General features: G+C 46.4%; 28 protein-coding genes. 3 read left to right on the forward strand and 25 right to left on the reverse strand.

Translation table 11 applies throughout. From position 1 onward, the window contains the following. Positions 1–6: 6 nt before the first annotated feature. The 22 genes from ACOJUR_RS12165 to ACOJUR_RS12270 all read right to left on the reverse strand — a co-directional run bounded on the left by ACOJUR_RS12165 (position 7) and on the right by ACOJUR_RS12270 (position 17,727). Entirely contained in the window at positions 7–1,209 is a 1,203-nt protein-coding gene (locus ACOJUR_RS12165) for a hypothetical protein (protein WP_420950129.1), read from the reverse strand. Between the two features lie 12 nt (positions 1,210–1,221). Continuing rightward, positions 1,222–2,163, reverse strand: coding sequence for a hypothetical protein (locus tag ACOJUR_RS12170; RefSeq protein ID WP_420950130.1), 942 nt, complete (start codon positions 2,161–2,163; stop codon positions 1,222–1,224). Between the two features lie 95 nt (positions 2,164–2,258). Further along, positions 2,259–2,522 (reverse strand): hypothetical protein, encoded by a 264-nt coding sequence (locus tag ACOJUR_RS12175; protein WP_420950131.1) that lies wholly within the window; start codon positions 2,520–2,522, stop codon positions 2,259–2,261. 12 nt (positions 2,523–2,534) lie between these two features. Next, positions 2,535–4,805 (reverse strand): SNF2-related protein, encoded by a 2,271-nt coding sequence (locus tag ACOJUR_RS12180; RefSeq protein ID WP_420950132.1) that lies wholly within the window; start codon positions 4,803–4,805, stop codon positions 2,535–2,537. Between the two features lie 288 nt (positions 4,806–5,093). Then, positions 5,094–5,318, reverse strand: a complete 225-nt coding sequence (locus ACOJUR_RS12185; protein WP_420950133.1) for a hypothetical protein — start codon at positions 5,316–5,318, stop codon at positions 5,094–5,096. A gap of 11 nt (positions 5,319–5,329) precedes the next feature. Then, complete coding sequence (locus ACOJUR_RS12190) at positions 5,330–5,929, reverse strand: hypothetical protein (RefSeq protein WP_420950134.1); 600 nt, start codon at positions 5,927–5,929, stop codon at positions 5,330–5,332. Beyond that, positions 5,889–7,082, reverse strand: a complete 1,194-nt coding sequence (locus ACOJUR_RS12195; protein ID WP_420950135.1) for a glycosyltransferase — start codon at positions 7,080–7,082, stop codon at positions 5,889–5,891. Before ACOJUR_RS12195 ends, ACOJUR_RS12190 begins: the two co-directional genes overlap by 41 nt. Position 7,083: 1 nt before the next feature. Continuing rightward, positions 7,084–7,632, reverse strand: coding sequence for a class I SAM-dependent methyltransferase (locus ACOJUR_RS12200; protein ID WP_420950136.1), 549 nt, complete (start codon positions 7,630–7,632; stop codon positions 7,084–7,086). Between the two features lie 3 nt (positions 7,633–7,635). Next, on the reverse strand, positions 7,636–8,538 hold the full coding sequence (locus tag ACOJUR_RS12205; protein ID WP_420950137.1) for a hypothetical protein: 903 nt from the start codon (positions 8,536–8,538) through the stop codon (positions 7,636–7,638). Then, positions 8,531–10,006, reverse strand: coding sequence for a phage portal protein (locus ACOJUR_RS12210; RefSeq protein ID WP_420950138.1), 1,476 nt, complete (start codon positions 10,004–10,006; stop codon positions 8,531–8,533). The genes ACOJUR_RS12205 and ACOJUR_RS12210 overlap by 8 nt, the downstream gene beginning before the upstream one ends. 38 nt (positions 10,007–10,044) lie before the next feature. Next, a complete protein-coding gene (locus tag ACOJUR_RS12215; RefSeq protein ID WP_420950139.1) occupies positions 10,045–10,281 on the reverse strand; it encodes a hypothetical protein in 237 nt (78 codons plus the stop codon). Beyond that, positions 10,274–10,555, reverse strand: coding sequence for a stage V sporulation protein S (locus ACOJUR_RS12220; protein ID WP_420950140.1), 282 nt, complete (start codon positions 10,553–10,555; stop codon positions 10,274–10,276). Before ACOJUR_RS12220 ends, ACOJUR_RS12215 begins: the two co-directional genes overlap by 8 nt. 3 nt (positions 10,556–10,558) lie before the next feature. Then, entirely contained in the window at positions 10,559–10,792 is a 234-nt protein-coding gene (locus ACOJUR_RS12225; protein WP_420950141.1) for a hypothetical protein, read from the reverse strand. 97 nt (positions 10,793–10,889) lie between these two features. Then, on the reverse strand, positions 10,890–11,441 hold the full coding sequence (locus ACOJUR_RS12230) for a hypothetical protein (RefSeq protein ID WP_420950142.1): 552 nt from the start codon (positions 11,439–11,441) through the stop codon (positions 10,890–10,892). 68 nt (positions 11,442–11,509) lie between these two features. Then, positions 11,510–11,713, reverse strand: a complete 204-nt coding sequence (locus tag ACOJUR_RS12235; protein WP_420950143.1) for a hypothetical protein — start codon at positions 11,711–11,713, stop codon at positions 11,510–11,512. Beyond that, positions 11,713–12,192 (reverse strand): hypothetical protein, encoded by a 480-nt coding sequence (locus ACOJUR_RS12240; RefSeq protein ID WP_420950144.1) that lies wholly within the window; start codon positions 12,190–12,192, stop codon positions 11,713–11,715. The genes ACOJUR_RS12235 and ACOJUR_RS12240 overlap by 1 nt, the downstream gene beginning before the upstream one ends. Beyond that, positions 12,186–12,926 (reverse strand): hypothetical protein, encoded by a 741-nt coding sequence (locus ACOJUR_RS12245; RefSeq protein ID WP_420950145.1) that lies wholly within the window; start codon positions 12,924–12,926, stop codon positions 12,186–12,188. The genes ACOJUR_RS12240 and ACOJUR_RS12245 overlap by 7 nt, the downstream gene beginning before the upstream one ends. 43 nt (positions 12,927–12,969) lie before the next feature. Beyond that, the gene (locus ACOJUR_RS12250; RefSeq protein ID WP_420950146.1) at positions 12,970–13,605 is read right to left on the reverse strand and encodes a hypothetical protein; all 636 of its coding nucleotides are present in this window, start codon (positions 13,603–13,605) and stop codon (positions 12,970–12,972) included. Between the two features lie 6 nt (positions 13,606–13,611). Beyond that, positions 13,612–14,229 (reverse strand): hypothetical protein, encoded by a 618-nt coding sequence (locus ACOJUR_RS12255; protein ID WP_420950147.1) that lies wholly within the window; start codon positions 14,227–14,229, stop codon positions 13,612–13,614. Between the two features lie 258 nt (positions 14,230–14,487). Continuing rightward, positions 14,488–16,020, reverse strand: coding sequence for a PBSX family phage terminase large subunit (locus ACOJUR_RS12260; RefSeq protein ID WP_420950148.1), 1,533 nt, complete (start codon positions 16,018–16,020; stop codon positions 14,488–14,490). Then, entirely contained in the window at positions 15,983–16,357 is a 375-nt protein-coding gene (locus tag ACOJUR_RS12265) for an IS630 transposase-related protein (RefSeq protein WP_420950149.1), read from the reverse strand. Before ACOJUR_RS12265 ends, ACOJUR_RS12260 begins: the two co-directional genes overlap by 38 nt. A 26-nt stretch (positions 16,358–16,383) precedes the next feature. Continuing rightward, on the reverse strand, positions 16,384–17,727 hold the full coding sequence (locus ACOJUR_RS12270; protein WP_420950150.1) for a site-specific DNA-methyltransferase: 1,344 nt from the start codon (positions 17,725–17,727) through the stop codon (positions 16,384–16,386). A 261-nt stretch (positions 17,728–17,988) separates the two neighbouring features. Here ACOJUR_RS12270 and ACOJUR_RS12275 point away from each other — a divergent pair, with 261 nt between their 5' ends. The 3 genes from ACOJUR_RS12275 to ACOJUR_RS12285 all read left to right on the forward strand — a co-directional run bounded on the left by ACOJUR_RS12275 (position 17,989) and on the right by ACOJUR_RS12285 (position 19,524). Then, positions 17,989–18,543 carry a hypothetical protein gene (locus ACOJUR_RS12275; protein WP_420950151.1) on the forward strand — a complete coding sequence of 185 codons (555 nt, stop codon included), beginning with the start codon at positions 17,989–17,991 and terminating at the stop codon, positions 18,541–18,543. A gap of 116 nt (positions 18,544–18,659) precedes the next feature. Further along, positions 18,660–19,094 (forward strand): hypothetical protein, encoded by a 435-nt coding sequence (locus tag ACOJUR_RS12280; protein WP_420950152.1) that lies wholly within the window; start codon positions 18,660–18,662, stop codon positions 19,092–19,094. A 52-nt stretch (positions 19,095–19,146) separates the two neighbouring features. Then, entirely contained in the window at positions 19,147–19,524 is a 378-nt protein-coding gene (locus ACOJUR_RS12285) for a hypothetical protein (protein WP_420950153.1), read from the forward strand. Between the two features lie 124 nt (positions 19,525–19,648). Here ACOJUR_RS12285 and ACOJUR_RS12290 read toward each other — a convergent pair whose 3' ends face one another. The 3 genes from ACOJUR_RS12290 to ACOJUR_RS12300 all read right to left on the reverse strand — a co-directional run bounded on the left by ACOJUR_RS12290 (position 19,649) and on the right by ACOJUR_RS12300 (position 21,758). Further along, positions 19,649–20,788 carry an RNA-guided endonuclease InsQ/TnpB family protein gene (locus ACOJUR_RS12290; protein ID WP_420950154.1) on the reverse strand — a complete coding sequence of 380 codons (1,140 nt, stop codon included), beginning with the start codon at positions 20,786–20,788 and terminating at the stop codon, positions 19,649–19,651. Positions 20,789–20,975: 187 nt separating this feature from the next. After that, positions 20,976–21,215: a hypothetical protein gene (locus ACOJUR_RS12295; protein ID WP_420950155.1), complete on the reverse strand. Its 240-nt coding sequence runs from the start codon at positions 21,213–21,215 to the stop codon at positions 20,976–20,978. Between the two features lie 183 nt (positions 21,216–21,398). Next, the gene (locus tag ACOJUR_RS12300; protein WP_420950156.1) at positions 21,399–21,758 is read right to left on the reverse strand and encodes a hypothetical protein; all 360 of its coding nucleotides are present in this window, start codon (positions 21,756–21,758) and stop codon (positions 21,399–21,401) included. Between the last annotated feature and the right edge of the window lie 60 nt (positions 21,759–21,818).

The raw sequence follows: 21,818 nt of genomic DNA on the forward strand, positions 1-21,818 counted from the left end.
AGATAGTTAGATAAGGTTAGCCTTTGCTAAAACCTCTCTCGCTGTATTGCTCAAAAATCCAATAGCGTTGAGACCGTCGTTTTCGAGCATGGTCATGTCGCGGGAGAGTACAGGGTCGCCGCCGTTGACATAAGCTTCTTCGAGAACATCAAAAGCCTTGGTCAAGTCCATATTTCGAGGCGCGACTTGGGTAGTGCGCGGAGCTTGACCGTAAGCTGTCACAGATTTACGCACAGCTTGGGAAGTTTGTTGTGGTGTTGCCAAATTTGCATCTAAAGGAGTCACGCCAGCGATCTGCATCTGCGAAGAAACCAAAGCTTTTGCCATTTGGCGGTTTTCACGTTGAACCAATTTGCGGAGTTTTTGATTCTCTAAACGGAGGCTACGGACTTCGGCAATCAAGTGATCCTGCATGTCAAAAACCGCATCTGTGAGAGACTTGATAAACTCGTTTCCATCAACATACTTCATAGCATCAGCTCCCAATGCTTTTCTGACTTGTCGGCGACGACGAATGCTTTTTTCAACCTTTTCTAAATCTTCCTCATCGTCGTCTTCATCGTCCGCATCGTCATATTCCGGCTCGTCGTCAGAGCGTGATTTGCGAACTCTGCGAGACTTTTTCATCTTGCGTTTCTTTTTACTTTCATCATCTTCTTCATCAAATTCTCCGTCTTCATCGTCGTCATCAGACAAGTCGACGTAATCCTCATCCATGTCACCGCGTGCATCAGAATTGGATTTTCTCACCTTGCGGCGTTTATGTTTCTTGACCGTGATATACTCATCGTCATCGTCTGGAAGGTTCAAAGACTCTAAGTCTTCGTCATCCAGATCGTCGTCATCGGTGTACGGATCATACACCCCAGGCACTCCATCTTCGCCTTCGCGGTTGTCCTCCCACTGCTGTGCATCGTAGTCTTCGGGAGCATCGTCGTCGTCGTTCACGAAATCCTCGGGAGACTGCGTGGTGATTTGTGTTGCCTCTTCCCAATCTTCTAGCTGATCGTTAGAACGTTGCGCTTCGCGGTCGAAAATGGCTGGATATTGGACTTTCCCATTCACTTTCCTTACCGCCGCATCCGATTGACGCCTCGGAAGTTTTGCACCACCGTTAGGGTCTTTCGGCGCAACCACGACAGACTTTTTCAATTGGCTTTCGACCAAGCGATCAAAGTCTGACAGGGTACGCTGTGTGTTTTTTGCCATGCTTGTTCCTCCTTATCGATTGTTACGAATGATCTCTAAGATCGCGTTTACTTCCGAACCATTGCGTTTCTCGCAGTTATAAAAATGGTGCGCTGCTTCTCGCAACCCACCTTTGATGCGACCATCCTCTGTGAGATGAGGACAGTCAGGATGTTTGTTTTTGAACTCTTTAAGATGTCTGTGCACAATTTCCAAAGGATGGCCTCTCGGCCTGCCTCGCAAACTCTCAGCAAGTTTTTGAATAGATTTACTCACCGTTTGTTCACGCTTGGATGCATACCAGGCACACCATGCTGCCTGCGCCTCAGGTAAACCGTGAACATCCATAAAGTAGTCCAATTCTCGATCCTTCCGGAAGGTTCCGTCTCGATGAAAGTATGGATTATTCGACTTGAGCAACACTCTTCTCAAGCGAATATCTGCAACATCTTGGCTCCAACCGAGAATAGCTCTACGCCGTTCGTCCATTGGCTGGTAGGATACTTGCGCTCCGGATGAAAGGGATTTTGCAAAGTCCACAAACGTGCCAGGATGGACGGGCGTTGGAGTCAGCGCTACATTTCGTATGAATGCCCGTTTGATCCGTGAAGGATCGTTTTTATCGTACTCTTTGACAACTCCCTCGATGGACATTCCGTAGCGCCTAGGCCACCCAGCCTCTTTCATGGCCTTCATCTGCTCCACGATCTTCTGCATCAAGGGTGTTTTTAGAGCTTTCCACTTGATCCAGAATCCGTTTCTGTCAATCTTTCCATCCAACGGAACTCCAACAATGGTTTCTGGCTGATGATCGTAATTGATATAGCCCCCAGCGCCTGGAGGAAGTCCTTTGCCAAGTAAATAATCAATCTCTAGTCCTTCTGGTAGCACTTCCTCGCCTTGAAGATCCTTGCCTGGCAGAGAAGCGATACCCTCGAAGATCCAATCGCCGTCTTGATTTTGTTCGGCTTTCATGATGGTTGCGCCGAATTGGAACTTAGTCTCCGTGTGTGTTCACCTCCTTCAACGGGCATAAATAAAGCGCCTTGGCTCACTCGCCTTGGCGCTGATTATTGGTCTGCTCGAATTCTGCCTTTTCGTTTGCCTTGTGCTTGACTGAGCGCTTTTTCAACCAATGTGCCTTCTCGCTGCTCTTCTTCAATTTCCGTTTTACCCATCGGTGACTGTTGGACTCCGAATTGCCTGCGCACCGCAGCGCTTATGGAGTCATCTTCATCCGCGTTTACTTCGTAAAATTGGAGCATCATAACAATAGATTTGACCTCTTCCTCGGAACACTCAAAACGGTAACGTTTAATCTCCTGTATTTTCATATCATCATTCCCTTAACCGATTTTGAACAACACGCACAATGACTTGTTCATGTCTGCATCTTTCAGGTCAAGATTGAAATGCCGCTTGGCAAACTTGCGAATTCTTAGTTTGATGCGGTTGCGTTCTGCCTTGCTATACTCGTCACCATCGCGTCTTGTGTTGATATATCGCCATGCAGCTAACGTTCGTTCACGGGATGGTTTGCCGTATTTCGTGAGAGGGTAAGAGTCATGCTTTGGATCGGCAAAAATCTCTTTAGAACTGTACTTGTCCTTCTTTTCTCGTTTAACTTCGCTCCATTGTTTTTTATCACGCAAGGATTTAACCACTCTTCCCTTTGGCAATGCCCCCAACATCTCTAACAAATCTTCTTTGCTCCATGCTTTTGCGCTGGCGGCCACGTTATCGGCTACCGACCCAGCTGCCCCTTCACCTAGGAGTTTCTCGATATCGTTTACTTTAGAAGCTAACTTTCCGCGCTTGGTTTCTTCTACAGTCCCTCTGGTCGTCGGTGAATAGAACGTGGTGTGTGAAGACGGTTGACCTGTACGCAGAATCCGACCTTCGCGTTGCGTAATGGACTTTGGAACCCATGGAGTGTCTAAATGAATCATGGTATGGCCGCCGTGTTGAAGATTCACACCTTCTTCTCCTGCGGACGTGGCTAACACTACTTTGATTTTTCCTTCGCCGAACAAACGCGCTATTTGTGTTCTCTTTTCCGGAGAGACATCCCCGCTTATTACACCAATTTGAGATTGTGTCAGACCTTCAGATATCAAACCATGCTTTACTTTTTCGAGAGGAAGTTTCGTATCAGAGAAAATAACCATCCCTCGGTTATCTGGGTTCTCCAAATGATCTATAGTAGCATCTACCGCCCACTGTTCTTTTGGGTATAGCTTTTTCATGTCCGCATGTTCGGGATCGAGTTGATCAGGATCAACAGCAATCTGCTCGAGACGTTTCATTTTAGCCAAAATGTTCGCGGCATTTTCTCGGTACTGCATATCATCCATCCCTTCCAACTCGTTCATCAAGTCAGAAGACATGGCGTTATAAATTTTCGCTTGCTCTTTTGTCATATCCAGCGCGTGCGTCACATGTCTCGCGGATGGAAGACTACTGTTGACATCTGGACTGTTGTGATGGCGCAACATGACTGCATCTTTCATCTTTTCTCTAAGTTCCGCTTGGTTTTTCAAGGCAACGGGTTTCATAATTTTCCCGCGTGGAGTATTCAAGGTTTGCATTACAGCATGCTCTTTTGCGAATTTACTCCAAGAACCCACTTTATCTGCTGCGACATGAGATAACATCGTGTGTGTTTCTTTTGGCTGACCATTCGGGAATGGTGTGGCCGTCAAAAGCCAGCGATATTTAGCGTCTGAAAAAGTTTCTTTCCATGCCTTGGTTTGTTGAGTTTCATTTTTTATCTTGTGCCCCTCATCCGCAATGACTGCATCTCCAGCGAGTTCTTTTATTTTTTCGGCATACTCTGGATTTCTCAGCATTTCATAGTTAACAATAACAAAATCTGCGTTCTTCGCTTCTTCGAACGCTTGTGCAAGGCGTTTCGGCGTCGAGTTGTCCAAGACAACCGCCTTACGTCCACTGAATTTTTCCACTTCGGACTTCCACTGATATTTTACAGAGGACGGCGCAACAACGGCGAATCGTTTTACTTTTCCTTCGTCTATAGCAATGTTCGCCGCTGTAATCGCGGTCGGCGTTTTACCAAGACCGACAGCATAACCCAATACTGCTTTTTTGTTGTGCAGGAGAAACTCAACGCCTGCCTTCTGATGCTCGTATAGATTCACGTGTTTCATGTCCTGTGGCATTTCACCATTCCATGCAGGATCATATTTAGAATCAAAAGTAACTGGCCCCGTAGTGTCTTTGGACACAATAGTCGTCTGTTGCTTAGCTGGCATTTCCGGCGAATGAGCAAGTGCTTCTTCATAGGCTTTGGCTGCTTGAGATGTGATTGTTGCGTGAGCAAAGGCGTTCGCTACATTAGGAATATCTTTAACAGGTATATACCATCCCTTGCTATTCCCATCGAAACGTGCGCCCATGCGCTTGAGCTTATCCTTGTCTTCGAAGTTACTATAAACGTGTACCCAATCTTGCTCTCCACCATCGAAGTGCATTTTCTTTGGACTTTGGAATCTTACAGTCCCTACATCTGCCGTAGGTCGTCCGAATTTATCTTTGGTGTGTTGTACACCTTCGCCAATTGTGTATTCGTGATGACCGGTCTCTGGAATGAGCTTCATATCATGAGCAACATTCCTCTCAGTCAAATGACGAGATAAATGAGGATGTGGAGATTTCGCCTTGCGCCACGCTTCTCTAATATTCTGGCCCTGAAGCTCTTTCGGGACCGATCCACCAACAATCGTTCCTGACGCATCGATCTTAATGCGGCGATAGTCCTTGTCGCCGTACTTCCCAACTGCCCCTTTTCCGTGCGGATGAATCGTTATCCAACGTTCTCCTTCCGACTTCAACAAAAGCGGAAATGCCACCCGCATATGATCACCACCTTCACCGAAACAATTTCGTCAATTCGTGCCTGGCACGTACTGCCCAATCAACTGCTGTACCCATTGAGGAACGGAAGTCTGGTCAAATTGGGAGCCAACGGATTGAATAGCATTCAAAACACCAGGTATCCCTTCGTTTTGTGCTGTGGACCAAGGGATGGCATACTTGCTCACCAACCCATTACCGCTCTTGGTGGTGATGAAAAGTGTCGAGCCGTTGATCGTCGCGTCTGTAATGATCACTTGAATCCCTCCTATGAACCTAACGGTGCAGGCGCAGTCATAGAGGGTTGCCCCAATTGCATATGACCGCCAACCCATGCGTCTGTGGTTATCATGTCTTTCAGATGTGATGTGATAAAACGCAATAATTCATGGGCATTCTCGCCCTCAATGACAACATCATGACCGCGCACCGTCACCTTACAACCCCTGATGTGAGCAACGCCATCCTTCGGTCGCCCGCGATAGCCACCTTTAAGCCGTAAAATGGACCATACCGCGTTCGCGGCTGGCGTGTAGGTCGTGACCAACGCTTTCAGAAGTCTCGGTGTGCCTACACGCGGTACATAAACTTTAAATGTTCGCTCTCCGTCCGATACCAGGTAGACCGACCCCTCGGGATTCGCCTCTAGCGTTTCGATAGACAAGTTTTCTTTTGCATCTTGACCAAGCAGACGTCGATAGAATGTGTACACGTCTACGCCGCTGTTTTGCGTGTCCTCTGCGGCCCACTCATTCAATTGTTCACTGGCTCTTTGTCCGCGATGGGGAGCGTTGGCAATCGGTTCTACGCCAGCATCGCCCCAGGATTTATGCAGAGGAAATGCGATCCTGACCTTTTTGGATGGCACTCTGCATCAACTCCTCTAATTTCGATGCCGCATCGTCCCATTGGAACTTTTCGGATTGTTTTACCGCTTTCTTCGATAGGGTTTCTCGCAAGGAAGGAGAACGATAAATACGCTCTAAGGCACGCACAAACCCTGCGACATCCGGTAATCGCAGATCGTTCATCCGCGCCGTGGTGAAGTGGCGCTGTGGCTTGACTAAGATGCCTGCATCTCCGACCACTTCCGTTGTCGCAGAGCAGTCCTGAGCAATCACAGGACAACCGCATGCGAGGGCCTCGGCATCTGTGAGACCGAATCCCTCACCCATGCTCGTGCTGATTTTCACGTCTGCGGCATTGTAATAGGCTGTGAGGAGTTCTTTAGGCGCACCAAGGAAGGTGTCTCTAGGATCGCTGATTTTCACGCTATCGCCAAGTTTGTATCGGTCAACTAGGGTGTGTAGATTGCCACCCTCATCATGAGCTACCGCATGCACCCACAGCAGCGCATCCTCATGCCGTTTACGAAACTCAGCAAACGCTTTGAACGTGTCAGGATAATTTTTTCTGATGTTGTTTCGGTTGACAGCCAAAACCACAAATTTCTCATCCACATCAAGTGCTTTGCGGATTTGTCCTCGACTTGTGTAGTTTTCTTGACCGATGATAAGCGGCCTATCCTCCGAAACAGGAAATACCTTGTCGTGCTCTACACCATGCCAAACAGGTATTGTATCCAGACCGCTTTCATGTTTGACAGTCTTTGCTCCGTAATGACTTTGCACTGCGGTATAAGTGCATTGGCGAATCGCTTCATACCATTCATCAGGCATCTTATCCCCGTCAATCGGCACATAGGCTACTACAGGCAATTTTCGATTTGTTCCAAGCTGTTGCAATCCTTTGAGCACCACATCCAAGTCACTGACAACGAACAACACATCTGGCTTGACAAGACTCACGACCTCTTGTAACCGACCAAGGCCCAACAAGTCTGCCATGCTATATTTGGAGGCTGCATAGAGTTTGTAAGGCGCGTCCCACGGATCTCCTCGATAATTGATAGCCAGCATAGAGACCTCGTGGCCCATCGCGCACCAACGAACGCCTAAGTTGTGCGTGACTACGCCAAAACCCGTGTTCGCTCCTGCATCGCCCCACACCAAGATTCTCAAGTCATTTTCTGCTCCTTTCGCCGTAGACTACCACGTCCCAACCGTCCGCTTGTGTAGTGGCTTCCACACTGTTCATGCCGACTTCTTTAAGTATCTCAACCAAAACGCAGGATGGATAAGGTCTCACGTGACTAATATCTTTCCAAAAGGTTCCATGAACGGATGGGTGTTCAATGTTGGGTGTGATAATTAGGATTTTGTTCCACCGCCAATTACTCAACAGTTCGATGACCTGCATGGGTTCTAGGTGTTCGACCAAATGAAATGCCGTCAACGCATTTCCAATCATATCGAAATTCGCTGCATCCAATACGTCCAATCCTTTAGACTTGCAAATCGATCTCTTTGCAGGGTCTTGGTCCACACCGACGCCGCGAATACCTGCATCACGAAGCAATTCAAGCCAGATACCATCGCCACATCCTATGTCGACCACGGTATCATCTGGCGTGAAGTAGTGTAGATGCGAGCGATAAAGATTTCTCCTACGCTCCAAATCGCCCTCAAACGCATGGGATACATGCAAGAATATATCGGCATGGCTTTTCATGATTCATCCTCTTTTCGGCCTGTAGTTGTAAGGGTTACCGCCACGATACCGAACGAGGATGTGGCGACAGTTCGGATGGAGAGGAACACAAGGTATCCAATCCTTTTGCTTGCGCCCCACATTGCTCTTACCTACCCACATATATTGTTCGTTTTCTTGTTTCGTGGCGTTCGGAATAGGGTGTGGAGATACCCAAAACACCTTGCCTTCCAACAACCTTGCGCAATATCGACATACCTTGTCATCGTTCATAGGTGGTATAACCACATAATCATCTTTCAGCGCATCTAAGACGGCATCGTTGTACGCCATCGACATTTCCGTCACGGCGATCATTTGGAAGTTTTGCCCGTAACGATCCCATCTTTCTTCCAAACGATTCGCTAAATCAGCGGGCGTTAGACCTTCGCGAATCGCCTGCACCACTTGCCAACGCACATCTTCGCGCATACCTTCTGCCCATTCGCGCATTTTAGACGCTGCCGATTGGCGTGCCATCCATTCAGCTGTTTTATCCACCTTTAGTCTGCTTGTGAGGATGCGCTTTGGTCGCTGAGGAACATCTACCCATGGGCCTTTATCAGGTTTTTTCTTATCCTCTCGCGCTTGATCTCTTCCAATCTGTTGTGCTTCTTCGATCTGCTTAACAACATCATCCAGATCAACCGCATCGTCGTCACTCTCATCTAGTAAACGCTCGAATGTCTTTTCTGTTCTATATTTCAAAGGCATCTTTGACTGCAGCCAAATTCTTAACAACCACCGCGAAGCACTACGCGATGCCTCACTCAAAATATTGCGCTCCAGAGACTCCATTTCAGAATCAGGCCAGATGCTTTCACTGTTATCTCTCGCTAATTCTTTCAGTCTTTTCTCCCAATCCAAAAAACGCGGTGTATCAGCCATGACCATACACCATCCATGACTTCGCCAATTCGTCACTCTCTGATTCTTCGGAAGCCATTTGTGATTCTTGCTTCATGCCCAATGAAGCATTTATACCGTTTTCCTGCATCCAGATTTGCAATAGAGCAGGATTAGCAGGAGCGTCCAACCATTTGGCATCATTCGGAGTGCCCGGCGGCGCTTCATCCAACCCCATAGCCTTTCTCCATTCCCTTACAGTAATTGCCCCGCCTGCCATCTGCTCGTTCAAAAATTTTACTTTTTGCATTTCATCTTCAGCGTTGATGCCTGTGAAGCGAAAAACATAACCTGGCGCAATTTTAGTCATTAAAAACTCATTGATGCCTTGCTCAATCATGTCCAGGAAAGGAATAAGGCCCTTATCTCGAGATAGATCGATCTTGCTATCGGTATTGTCCGAAGCGCTGATACCTCCGCTGTTGGCCGCCGAACGCTGACCTAACTCCACCGGATCAACAAGGAAAATGGAAGCAATCTTAGTGGTGAGCTTGTCTAAGAAATCGCCCATTTCCATATCTCGGTTTGAATTTTTCATCGGAAGCCACTGGATCGATGAACCGCCGTTTTGTGACGGCTCAAGACTAAGAGCCACTGGCTTATGTTGCCCGACAACACCCTTCACGTCTGTTTCCCACATGACGTTCAACTCTTGGAGCGTTTCTTCGCTCATGTTGCCCACAATAGCGAGGATGCCAGGTGGTACACTTCCGTGATCGAAATAGTTACTGTTGTACTGAAGCGCAAGCACCTCAGCTGCGAGCCAGTCGGACGCAGCCTCTGTCGGTGACATCGGATACCCGCCGCGAGTGATGTCGGTCAATGGGTTAAGATACAGATACATGATTTCGTCTTCGGCGTACTCGGTCTCGATCTGCCCATCGACGACTTGTACATACCGTACAGGTTGATCTAGGTCTTTGCCGTAGCGTGTGGTCGGGATGTATCGCTCCGCCCACTGGAGTTCTATCGTCCCTGCGTCTATCGCCCAAAACTCCGACAACCGTCCGTCTTCGTCATAAACCAGTTCAGTCGTCGACGCTCCGATTACCAGTACATCATTCACTAACTCTTTGGCCCAACCAGGCATGCTTTTTCTATCCCACACTCTTTGTCTGCCTGTTCGCATCAAAAACTCAAATACATAATGAGCGATCTTCTCATCGTGCTCTGTCATATCCTGACCATCCGCGCGAATGATCTCAAAGCCACGATCTCCTTTGTGCCTTGGAGCACGCATGAAGGAAGCCACCTGTGACTGACGCAAAGCAATGATAGCTTGCACTGTAGGAGAAAGCCTGGCGAGTTGACGTAACTGATTCCAAGAAAGAGTAAAACCGCCCCAGCGGGAGCCAGGCGGTGAAAACTTCCAGTCTGGAGATACAATGACAGAACGTCTGCGCTGCGGAACATCTTCTTTCGATCTCCTCCGAATATCAATAGATGGCATACTTTTTCACCGCCTTACCCCCCTGACGTGAATCGATATTATTCATCCAATTTTGACCACTCTTCTTGCAATTGACGCAACAACGTCTGTGCCCGTTTTTCGACACCACTCTTGGTAATCGGTCGACCTTCCTCTAAAATTTGAACCACGGCAGTCAGATTCAGATTCAGCAATAAAACTGTATCTTGGAGAGCTTGTACTTGATTGGCCAATGTCACAAAAGCCTCTTGCAACTCTTCTTCTTTTCTACGAAACTTGACCACCTTTTCACTCAAGATTTGTCGCCACCTTTTCAACGGTGAAATCTACAAATGTAAAGTTCTCTATATCGCCAAAAGGACGCTTGGAAAAACATATTTTCGCAATGACGCCAGGAGCAAAATGCTCTAAAGCCGCAATGGCCTTTACTGCTGTGCTTATCGAATCCTTGCCCGCGCATGAAACTACAACGACAGATGTGAGCCTCAGCGCACGCGCTAAGTCCTGTGCAACTTTTGATACTTTATCACGGCTAGCAACCTGAATCGTTGCTGTGTATGTTGTTGTCAATCCTCATCCAGCCTCTCTAATCTGAAATTCGATAGCTTCCGCAGTTTCGATGTACTCCACTTCAAACCGATTCACTTCATCCAAATCCGGCTTCACTACACGAAAATTCCCATTTTGTGATTGGAGCAATTTTACAAGCGCAAACTGAGCTATCGTATCTGCATCTATCTTTCGTTGAATCAAGGCTTGGTAATCCTGCCACGTAAGCGTTACGTGCAAAGGTTGTATGTCCCTCAATTTGCAACACCTCAAAGTCTTAACACAAAAAAGGCGGCCACTCAGCACCTAGAAACATTCCTAGGAGACTAAGTGACCGCCTTGTGTAAGGTAGGTTTTAATATCTAGGCCAAATTTGACCTTGACTTTCAAACGTGATTGATTCATCTTTAACGGCACGCAAAAATACACATTCTGCGCGTTCAGGCATCACAAAATCCCGATTCAGCGAATTGTAAAGCTCGTCTGATTTGTATTTTTCTGATATTTCGAATCGAGACGTTCCCGTTTCATTCGTCCATTCTCCAACACAGTACTGTTTATTACTTGGCCGAATTTTCCATTCAATCCAGAAGGAAACACAATCATCAGGGATGTCAATTTGTTCTTTTAGTTTGTTAAGCATAATTCCAAATTTGTTCAATCGAAAGATTCTTCGTACTTCTTCTTCTGTTAGAATCGGTGCGCCGTGCGGGTCTATTTTTTTATCGGATTGATTTTCCTTTATAAAATTCGCAAGATCGGAAAATTCTTCGGCTGAATTCTCTAAAAGGTTCCCTATTGGTATTTCCACCTTTTGTGCTAACAAGGGGAAATAGCTATCAGGAATTTCTATCAACACCGTGCCGTCCCTTTCTACTTTGCACAAACCGATCACTTCCCCATCCATTGTTAGGAGGCAAGGATCGGAACAAAAATACGCTACGCCCGTTAGATCGATTTTACCCTTTAGTATCATCAATCCACCTTCTCTTTTGTTCGCTTCTCCACGTATCGCAACTGACCGTCGTGGTAAGTCAAAATGACTTCACCGTACTTTGGCGCATCAATCAGTCGATCCCCAATACGAATCCTGCGCTGACTTTCTTCTTCCAGAGATTCCTTTCGCAGTCTCGAAACATTTTGTCCTGATTCACTCAATCGTCCCACTCCATCCCGCATTAGTACACCATCACAGCCACATTCCAAATCGATATCCCCGCTTCTTCCAAGCTATCAAACACAGCGTCCTCCATCATCTTCTTTCGGAAAAAACGCAGAATACTGCCGTCTCGCAACATTCGAATCCGATACATCCGAGCCGACGCGTCGTACTCGATAGACAAAGCAGAAAAACCACCAAAGCGCAGTCCGAATAGAACCTGCCGGATACTTGCTACCGTTTCAGCAGCTTCTGCCAATTCGGGCGCTTTCAGAACGGCTTCCTGTTCTGATTCACTCAGGATGTTTTCGGGATCAAAAATGACGCTATCTTGCCTGAACCGATACGCGCTGTATCCGCACATCGTCAGGTGGAGCCAAGCAAGCCAAACGACAATATCCAAAGCGAAAAGATACCATTCGCGAGTGAGGACGTTGAACACCAACAACGCAGAACAAATTAGCAACGCAAACAGGTTGAAGTAGACCGATTTCAGCATGGCTTTTTCACCTGAGTGGCATAGACGATATACTCGCCATGCATTAAAAAAATCTTACTTTCCGCATCCTGTTTTTCGGCAGGTCGCACTTCAATCCTATCGTCCGTCGTTTTACAAACAACCAATGCACCTATCCCCATATCGGGATTACATACCAATTCGGATACCTCGGCTTTTCTAAAAATCCCAACTGGTTTTTTGGAAATATAAATAGACTGATCTTTTTCGTAAGCGCCAGCATCCTCAAGGACGCGCCCTATATAAAAATGTTCATCCAATTCGTTGACTTCTACTTGCACAAAAGGATGTTTTAACGATTGCACTATATCTCCAACCTTAGCCTGCACCCAACCGTACACATTTCCACCCAAACTGAACAATCCATCATCGGTATCAGATTTTTTCCCGCGCACACAATAACAATGTCCCTGATTTTCCAGAACATCGGACAGGTCAACATTCTCATCACCCAATTTAGAACACAGCATCTTGTAACAATCTTCTCCATACCAGAACCTCATAAATCCAGGATGTTCGAAAAGCCATTGACAACCACATACACAGACGTGCTTGCTGCCTTGTTTTAATTCGATGCGTTCTCCACAATGGCACCCCACACGAAATGCACCATCCAAACCGACGATGCCGTGATAGTCCCACAATGGATATAAATCCACCAGCTTTTTAACCATTTCAAACGTATCGTCCGACAATTCCAAATCGCTTTTCTCCATCCATCCACAACCCCTTCAGACTCAATTCAACCCGGATCTTCCGTCAGAGCTTTTCGTAGCATCTCAACAACTGATAATGATGTTGCGGATCAAGATTGCACAAATGATCTATCAAACGCCCTGCTTGCGTAGGGCTTATACCTGTCACGACAGTTTCGTATCCAAAAACCTCATCCTCGCCATCTTCAATCTTGAGCGTTTTGATAATTGCCCAGGTTTCCTTGTTCTCGTCATCAGGCACATCTTCATCATCCGATATGTAACCACCAAACACTTCTTCGCGCGATTCCAACCAATCCACGAAATCATCTAGCCATCCCGTTTTACTAGACTCCGTTTCCAAAACCCCATGGATTCGGAAGTGTAACTTGGGCTTTTTTGATGTTAAACCTTTTGATTGAAGATACAGATTGATCAAACATTCACTTCCATACCAAAACCTAAGATTCCCATCTGTTTTCAACGACCACCAACAACCACAATCGCATGTGAATGTTTCTCCGCGTTTAGTGATTCGAACAGGTTTCCCACAATGGCATACTGTGTGGAATTCTCCCTCGTTTGTGAACTTAACTTCAAAATCCCAAAATTTCTTTATTTGCTTGACCATTCCCACAATCGGTTCTTCCGGTTCGCCTTCAAGATTTTCAAGTCCATAAAAATCCAACGGTTCACACATCAATACTCACTCCTCATCATCAATCCTCGGTTTGTACTTCACCTTTTTGGGAGAATGGAAAGGACACTCGCCACGAAAATGATCCACCTGACGAATGTCCTTGATCTTATTGCCACGGAACGCAATATCCACATTGTAAATATAGTGATTTGCGTAACCATTGCCCCCACGTTTCACAATCATGATTAAACCCTTAGCATTCAAGCGGTTCATATACTCCAACAGGTCATGGGTATCCATATTGATCCATTTGGCAATCTGGCTGCCTGTCATATTAGAACCGTTAATCGGATGTATAAGATAATTCGACTCCCAATCTAAAAAACGCATCAATTTCATAAACACACCGAATTCCGCATTGCTCAGTATCCCTTTGTCCACAAGGTAATCAAAATTTGCATCGTAAACCTTTTTGAATGAATTCTTTTGTCTTGGCGCAGGCCGTCCCGATGGTTTGCTTTGACGGCGCATCCAAAACTGATCTATCACTTCGTCCGTATCGGCATCGCGCAAAGTGTGAAACTCGCTATTTCCTGCACGCTCAACACTCTCGATGACATGCCGCTTACGAACGTTTCCAACTTTCACCTTTTCACCCCCAAAACCATGTGCTTTTTCCCCCATGCACCATGTGCTTTTTCCCCCATGGTCCAAAAAACCGAAATCCCTTGTGACATAAGGAGAAAACGGCATTTCGATGCGCGTGTATATTCTTTATCTTGTATTTTGTTTTTGCTCTAACAACGCAATATCGCATCGAAAGTGAGCATAAAAAAAACCACCTACTTTACAGCAAGCGGCGCACTTTCATCCGTATCCACACTTTCACACCTTGCCATCTTAGCACGTTTCCAACCCTATAAACCGACAAGAAACTGACGGTCATTTTTTCACAACAAACTCATCCGGGATCCCTACACTCCCTTGCCAACCGTGCGTCTCGCAATAAAAGCTATTGCCACGCTGGCGTGTATAAGACTTCTCGCAGTGGGGACAAACGGGTCGCTTAGACTTCTTCGACTGCTTTTTCTCCGGCGGTTCCGGTAGCATAGCTCCTTTTTTAATCGCCACCGCCATCGGTGCAGGAATGGTGGTCGCGACATCGGATGAGACTAGACTCTCGACGGGCGATATAACTGGCTGTTGTGACTTGTCCTGCGGCTTGATTAGCACGCTATCCCTCCTACGTTGCACACGCTCTAGACTGTATCGTAGCGCGTCCATGAGATGATTGTATTCATCAATCGGTTTGTTGACTGCCTGACCATCCTTGGTATCCCAAACATAATTCCCCAACTCCATGATCGTGTTGACACATCGAGGATGCACATTAATCTTGTACTGTTGGATGTATTGGATACCGTTTAGGACGCTGTCTCGCCCTTTGTCAGCTGGTTGAATCCGACGAACGCCCATCCGTCGGATTTCATCAATACTCTTAGGTTCGGCGGAATCGGCAATGATGCGTTCCTTTTCGACACCTTTATATTTCAACATGTCGGCGATCTTATCGTTGGTCATCGCCCGTTGATAATGTTCATCGAAGATGTACAACTCTCGCGCGGGAGGATCGACGATGGCGGCGATGTAAGCTGTCGGGTCCGTGGCATATCCGAAATCCAATCCGTAACAAGCCTGGGCTGTTTCTCGTTGGGCTATCTCGCGCCAGTCAAACTCGCACTCCTGCCAATTCTCATAGATCGCACCTTCCGCTATACCCCAGTCCCCTAAGCCTTCAATGCGATAACGCCTGGGACTACGCTCTTTCATCCATTCAAAAAGATTGCGGTCATCCTCGCCCAAAAACTCATTGCACATATAATTGGTGGTAAGAGCAAGGATATTATCGTCGCCCTCCACATCAAAAAAACGTTTTTTGAGCCAATGCTTGTCGTTCCACGGGTTGAACGTCAAGGTAAATATTTTCGGTAAATCACCCGTCTCGCCGCGAATGGACAAGTCAAGTTTGTTGAAATCTTCCTCGTTGCTTATCTGATATGCTTCTTCGATCCAAACCCACGACAGGTATCCCTTGTCCACAGTAATGGATGTGATGGACATGGGATCGTCCAGACCGCGAAAAAGGATTTTCTGCCCAGTAGGAAGGTACACGATTTCGAGTGGGCTGAGTTTGGCTTGCCACAAGTGGGAGACACCTAAACGATGAATCGCCCACTTCAGCTGGGCATACGTGGAATCCTTGTGGGAGTTGTAGGTCTTGCGCACTACCAGAGTATTCGCGTCTGCGTGCTTCATCATGTGGTAAATGTGCCATAAGGCAGATGTTGTGGACTTCTTGGATGCGCGACCGCCTTTCACCACTCGATAGCGTCCACGAAATCTCCAAAACGTCTCGTACCCCGATCCTACAACCTCCTTAAGACTGATCTTCTTCTGACTCATCTCCAAGGTCATCCACGAACACCACCTTGGCATTTACGTCCGCTTGAATGTTCATCCGATCTTTCCTGCCCCAGCGCTCAGGGAACTTTCTCTCTAACCTCCACGCCGCAGCCTGCCAGTTTTCTTTTGCTGCGTTCCCGATAATTAAAACGTCGCGCATTTCCGCTTCAGCCAACGCCTTTTCTACAGCGTTGGAAAAAGAAACAAATTCCGCACCATCACCACGCGCCCCGCGCTTCAGCCAATCGTAGATGGTCGATTTGTTGACACCCGCATAGGCAGCAGCGGTCTCAATGTAATTACCCGCGCGTATGGCTTCCACGATTTTCCTCTGGAGATCATCGGTCAATTTTAATGGTCGTCCTTTTGGAGTATTCAACCTATTTTCACCGCTTTCTTACCTGTAAATTTTTCCCATCTATCAATAATGACTTGACAGTATACAGGGTCAAACTCAACCACTCTTGCATGGCGCTTCATTTCCTCGCAAGCCATCAATGTGCTTCCTGATCCGCCGAACAAATCTAAAACGACATCTCCTTCTCGAGATGAGTTCTTTAAAGCTCTTGCCACCAGCGATATTGGTTTCATTGTAGGATGCTGACCATTTCTGGCAGGCTTGGGAACGCGCCAGATGGTGGTTTGTTCATCTTCTCCTGGGTGAATCACCTCAAATTGCTTCACTTTTATAGCCGCTGATTTTCCGTTTTCAACATTGAAATTCAACACAAAACCGTCTTCCTTTTCTTCTACAGCAATCCCCGTCTTATGATCGATCACAGTCGTTTGTTTTCGTCCGCCATACCACTTGTGGCTGCCGCCCTTTTTCCATCCATACAATATAGGTTCATGCTTCCAATGATGGTCTTGCCTGCCCATCACTAAAACATCTTTAACCCATATGATGCATTGCTTTAGTTCGAAACCAGAAGCAACCATAGCGCTTCTGAAATTGATCCCCTCGGAATCCGCATGACAAATGTAAATTGGAGCGCCAGGTTTCATCACCTCATATGCTCTTGAAAAAGCATCCTCCAAAAAACCTCTAAACTGATCATCACTCATTTTATCGTTTTTGATCTTCAATGAATCTTTTGTTTTCCCAGTGTAATCCACGTTGTAAGGAGGATCTGTAAAACACATATCAGCGGAATATCCATCCATAAGCTTCTTAACAAAAAAAGAGTCCGTGGAATCTCCGCAAATTAACCGATGTTGCCCCAAAATATAAACGTCCCCCGAAGTTATTGTTGTGTCAAGGGCTTTTTCGACTGCTTCTTTCTCGTTGAAATCATCTTCTTTCACTTCATCATCACCAACGTCAGATAACAAAACAGCCAATTCAGTCTCGTCGAATCCAGTTATCTCAATATCGAATTCCCCTGTATCCAACTCTACCAATAAATCTTTGAGCTTCGGTAAATCCCATTCCCCGGAAATTTTATTTAGAGCAATGTTGAGCGCTGCCTCTTTTTCTTTCGATAAACTCACAACAGAGCACTCAACTTCCTCATAGCCCATTTCTTTGAGTATCTTAATCCTCTGATGGCCTCCAACAATATTTCCGGTTTCTTTATTCCAAACCAGAGGATCGACATATCCAAATTCCAATATGGACTTTTTGAGCTTCTCGTACTCTTTATCTCCAGGCTTCAAATCTTTCCGTGGATTGTACTCTGCGTTTTTTATGTCAGAAATTTTCAATTTCATAATTTCCATAGGCTTGCCCCCGTATTAAAAAATCAGAATTTTTAAGATGAACATTTATGCGGATACTTGGATTTTATCGCTCTACATCAGAAATAAACCGACAATTAAATGACGGTCACAAAATGGACTAAAGAGAGAGAACCTAGGCTTCATTGATAAAAAATAAAAAATCTTTTCTGAATCTGATGGTTGCATATTAAACGCAACATGTGTTATAATAAAAGCAACACCAAGAGACGACAAAAACCATTAAAAAGGGAGACGATAATCATGACAGAAATCAACATTTCACGCATCGAGGCCATTCGGTACGAAAAAATCCCCGTATACATGCACTACCAAGGTCAGTACGACGTTCAGCCTGCTTTTATCGCACTGGATGAATACGGGAACGTTTCGGCTGACTACAGCACCGAGATCGGAAATGGAGTGCCGGAATCGGTCTATCATGGTCGTACCATCCGCTTTCCGATTGCTCCGAACTGCTCGGGAGAGATGATTTATAGGGCGGTCATCGGAGCCATGCGCGACTTGCAATTTTTACACAACGAGCATGTGGCGGCTAAGTCTACCCAAGACAAACTGAACAGCTTTTTTGCCGAAAATTGCGGTGGAGATATAGATGTCTACGACACACCTGCTGACTTTTTTAATGACGGATCAACGAATTGGATCGATCCTTTCATCGAACACGAAGAAAAGGGCGACCTAGAAGCATACGTCAAAGAGTGCATGGAGTTGATCGATGGCGATGTTGCACTGACTTTTGATCTGGACGAAGCGATTGAATACATTTCAGAGCAAATTGCCCTTGTAAAGGAATGAAAGGGGACGACCTAATATGAAAGTTGAAAGCGAGCTCGACAAACTGAGAGGAAACGTTTGATTTTCCCCGCATCTAGCGGGGTTTCTCAAAGCCAACATCCATGGGAGGTAAAATCATGAGCCTAGAACGCCTAATTCAGATCGCGAGAGAACGTGGCGACAAAATCGCAGCCGTCAATGATGGTCAAACTGCCTATTGCCCGACAACGGGTATCCTTTTTCCAGATCGGCAGGACGCTAAAGAACGATTGAGGGACGCGCTCGCTTCTTTGGGATGCCCCAAATCAATGCGTGGTGAAATTACCAACGAACTTACAGAACACTTTGACGAATATACAGACCTTGACGTGTTGTCCGAACACTCTTTCTACAGCACGTGGGTTTGCGAGGACGGCACAGTGTGCTCTAGCGATGAAGTGGGGATGGAAGGCGGGCGGTGCTCAGAATTCGGTATCTACTATACCGATCTCGATCTGCCAGAAGATGTTCGCCCTGAGCACGATCCTTTTGAACTGCAAGCTGAGCTAAAAGGCTTAAAGCCTGAGAAATAGCAGGTTGTTCGACATTTCTTTACAAAAATGTTCTAAAAGTGGTGATATCTATATGTCTAAAGCTAAAAAAAGCAAGCGGGATATGTCCGTCACCGTGGACGGTGTGAGATATTTGTCTCTGGGACAAATAGAAACGGAATTAAATGTCTCGCGTGCTGCTATGGAACGTTGGGTGGCTTTCTGGGAAAAAACAACCGATGAAGTACGACGAAAAATTCCCATCCCATTCCCTCCTTATCGTCGGGACTTGCGCAAGGGTTCGCGGATATTTATTGCAGAGCAAGATGTGCCTGCGCTTAAAAAGTTTGCTTCGCAAATTAGTTATGGTTTTTTCTCTTCGCTCGATTCTGAAACTTGGTATCAAATTACGCATTCTCCCTTGCGCAGGGAAGATTGCACTTCTTCGTCAACTACTCACCGCCTACGCTAACGCTTAGAGGCGGGAGCTTGTAACTGATCTAGTGGTAAATGGCTTTCGCCTCCCACGTCACGGCAACCGAAGTCGCACACAATCGCTACCATAGGCTGGCTGACACACAGCCCGATTACAAGTGTCATGCACTTGTAATCTCGATCTCATGGCGACACTCTCTACCACGGTCACGAATGTTTCTTGCACCGACCAAATCATCATTCAGTTTGTAATGGCATTTGCGGCACTCGAACCAATGCTTTTTCTTGTCTCGATTTTCCTTTTCGGTATGACCACACTTTGGACACTTTTGGCTGGTATACTTTGGAGACACCGACAGTACAGGAATCCCTTCTGCTACGGCTTTATACCGAATGATGGATTCCAGTTGTCCGAATGCCCAAGAAAACCTCCAATACCGATCTCGTAACCGAACCGTGGTTCGCATGTTGATGTTGGTCAGGTCTTCCAAAACGATGCAAGGTCTACTGCCTGATGCTTTGGCAAACTTAATGACTTCGTTTGCGACTTGATGGTTGATGTCCGTCATAAAACGGTTTTCTCGCCCTGCAAGTTTCTTGAGTTTCCGCTTTGCAGAACGAGTGCCTTTGCGCTGTAAGTCTTTGCGTTGACGAACGAGCTTGGCTTTCTTTTCCTTGATCGAGCGTCCCTTGAAGAACATCGTTTTGTTATCCTGATTGGTTGCAACAGCCAAGAAGTTCATGCCACGGTCTACGCCGATCATGGCATCGCACTCTGTCAGATTCGGTTCATCTATGGCACGTTTGACCGTTACATGCAGAGAGTAACCTTTGTGGGTCGGAACCAATTCCGCAGAGCCAAACAGCCAATCTGGACTCAGCAGATAGGGCAGATAGTTTTCCCCCACAAGGAACGGAACCTTGATACGTTTGTCAAGTGTACCAATGGAGACGCTATGCTTGTCTGTTTCTACCGTATAGTCTCGATTGTATGAATACACCAATTTGCTGTGAGAGAACGAGGACAATTTCATCCTCTTATTACTCTTTGCACTGGCGTAGGTACTTGCAACAGCCGAACACACATTACAAGCCATTTGCGACTTGAGTCCGAAGTCTTCTCGTAACTGTCTATACACCAGTTGTTGTAGTTTCTTAAAAGCGGACAACCCACCATTCTGAAAGGCAACTTTGCTGGTGAAATTGAGGGCATTTCGATTGGCTGTCAAAGTCGTATCTAATGCTTGCTTCTGTTCTGGGGATACCAGAAGTTTCAATCGTATTGTACGAACCAATTCCATGCTTACTCACCACCTTTCAGTGAGTATATTCTACCATTAGTTTTACTGAACAAACAAAGAAAACGGCATTCCTCCCCCACTTATGCTATTGCTTAGAAGTAGGGGAATCCTGCCTTACTGGGTTGAATCAACAGCGGGGGCATCTTGTCGCATGACCACTCCACACACCTAAAGGAACTATCTCCAACTAGCGATACACAACCAACACATGCACTTCTTGTTCGCCTTTCTTTGTCTCTGTCACGTAGCGACTGTGTACGACAGGAAACGTGGTGTGCTGCCACTCTTGCGCTTTTTCGAGAGCGAGCGTAGCCACCAGCAGCGCATCCTTGCCTATCGCATGCATCTCAAAGGCAGGATTAGTTTCCAAAGCGGACAAAATTTTTCTTGCGATCTGCACTGTGCTGTGTTTTTTAGAAATTCTCATGCACGCCCGCCTCGTTTCCATGCGTATTAAGTTGTTGTTCTTTGTGTACGATGTACACCGCATAGGTCACACCTAACACCCATATCAAAACTACAAATGCCCAACAAATATTGAACAAAATTCTGAAACGTCTCAATTGATTTGCGTACTCACTTTCGGTCTTTTTCACCCAATCCCCGCCTCTCACGATTTCTCTCTTCTTTTCTGCACAATCTTTCCGCCTGTTTTCGTGGTGTAGGTGTCGTGGCTAGACATCAGTCTTGCATAGAATCCGAAACCTTGCTCTTTGAGCCACCGATCGTACCACTCATCCACCGGATCGGGCTTTTCTACAGGCACTGGCTGTGGCTTGAACGCGCTCCAAAGGCCCGTCAATGTATCGAGCAATTGTGTGCCATCAGCTTCATCCTCAAACTTGGTCAGGACACAATTCGCAAACGGGCATACATACGTTTTCCCCGAAAAATTCCCATACAAACACCTGTGCCCTTCTTCACACGGGTGTTTGTCTTGCGTGGCTTCTATAGCAATCTCCAAATTCATCCACCCCTTTCCGCATACAAAAAACCCGCATGAATCCATGCGGGTTGAAACAAGAGCTTG

The sequence above is a fragment of the Alicyclobacillus tolerans genome (assembly GCF_048984885.1).
GTDB lineage: Bacteria > Bacillota > Bacilli > Alicyclobacillales > Alicyclobacillaceae > Alicyclobacillus_I > Alicyclobacillus_I tolerans.

What these genes read in the sequence shown, in the direction of transcription:
- ACOJUR_RS12165 (WP_420950129.1), bottom strand. Translation starts at nt 1,209, where the DNA reads ATGGCAAAAAACACACAGCGTACCCTGTCAGACTTTGATCGCTTGGTC.
- ACOJUR_RS12295 (WP_420950155.1), bottom strand. Translation starts at nt 21,215, where the DNA reads ATGAGAATTTCTAAAAAACACAGCACAGTGCAGATCGCAAGAAAAATT.
- ACOJUR_RS12290 (WP_420950154.1), bottom strand. Translation starts at nt 20,788, where the DNA reads ATGGAATTGGTTCGTACAATACGATTGAAACTTCTGGTATCCCCAGAA.
- ACOJUR_RS12280 (WP_420950152.1), top strand. Translation starts at nt 18,660, where the DNA reads ATGAGCCTAGAACGCCTAATTCAGATCGCGAGAGAACGTGGCGACAAA.
- ACOJUR_RS12230 (WP_420950142.1), bottom strand. Translation starts at nt 11,441, where the DNA reads ATGGATGGGGAAGTGATCGGTTTGTGCAAAGTAGAAAGGGACGGCACG.
- ACOJUR_RS12260 (WP_420950148.1), bottom strand. Translation starts at nt 16,020, where the DNA reads ATGACCTTGGAGATGAGTCAGAAGAAGATCAGTCTTAAGGAGGTTGTA.
- ACOJUR_RS12240 (WP_420950144.1), bottom strand. Translation starts at nt 12,192, where the DNA reads ATGCTGAAATCGGTCTACTTCAACCTGTTTGCGTTGCTAATTTGTTCT.
- ACOJUR_RS12175 (WP_420950131.1), bottom strand. Translation starts at nt 2,522, where the DNA reads ATGAAAATACAGGAGATTAAACGTTACCGTTTTGAGTGTTCCGAGGAA.
- ACOJUR_RS12270 (WP_420950150.1), bottom strand. Translation starts at nt 17,727, where the DNA reads ATGGAAATTATGAAATTGAAAATTTCTGACATAAAAAACGCAGAGTAC.
- ACOJUR_RS12170 (WP_420950130.1), bottom strand. Translation starts at nt 2,163, where the DNA reads ATGAAAGCCGAACAAAATCAAGACGGCGATTGGATCTTCGAGGGTATC.
- ACOJUR_RS12210 (WP_420950138.1), bottom strand. Translation starts at nt 10,006, where the DNA reads ATGCCATCTATTGATATTCGGAGGAGATCGAAAGAAGATGTTCCGCAG.
- ACOJUR_RS12300 (WP_420950156.1), bottom strand. Translation starts at nt 21,758, where the DNA reads ATGAATTTGGAGATTGCTATAGAAGCCACGCAAGACAAACACCCGTGT.
- ACOJUR_RS12285 (WP_420950153.1), top strand. Translation starts at nt 19,147, where the DNA reads ATGTCTAAAGCTAAAAAAAGCAAGCGGGATATGTCCGTCACCGTGGAC.
- ACOJUR_RS12205 (WP_420950137.1), bottom strand. Translation starts at nt 8,538, where the DNA reads ATGGCTGATACACCGCGTTTTTTGGATTGGGAGAAAAGACTGAAAGAA.
- ACOJUR_RS12245 (WP_420950145.1), bottom strand. Translation starts at nt 12,926, where the DNA reads ATGGAGAAAAGCGATTTGGAATTGTCGGACGATACGTTTGAAATGGTT.
- ACOJUR_RS12275 (WP_420950151.1), top strand. Translation starts at nt 17,989, where the DNA reads ATGACAGAAATCAACATTTCACGCATCGAGGCCATTCGGTACGAAAAA.
- ACOJUR_RS12250 (WP_420950146.1), bottom strand. Translation starts at nt 13,605, where the DNA reads ATGTGTGAACCGTTGGATTTTTATGGACTTGAAAATCTTGAAGGCGAA.
- ACOJUR_RS12235 (WP_420950143.1), bottom strand. Translation starts at nt 11,713, where the DNA reads ATGCGGGATGGAGTGGGACGATTGAGTGAATCAGGACAAAATGTTTCG.
- ACOJUR_RS12180 (WP_420950132.1), bottom strand. Translation starts at nt 4,805, where the DNA reads ATGAAGCTCATTCCAGAGACCGGTCATCACGAATACACAATTGGCGAA.
- ACOJUR_RS12200 (WP_420950136.1), bottom strand. Translation starts at nt 7,632, where the DNA reads ATGAAAAGCCATGCCGATATATTCTTGCATGTATCCCATGCGTTTGAG.
- ACOJUR_RS12255 (WP_420950147.1), bottom strand. Translation starts at nt 14,229, where the DNA reads ATGGGGGAAAAAGCACATGGTTTTGGGGGTGAAAAGGTGAAAGTTGGA.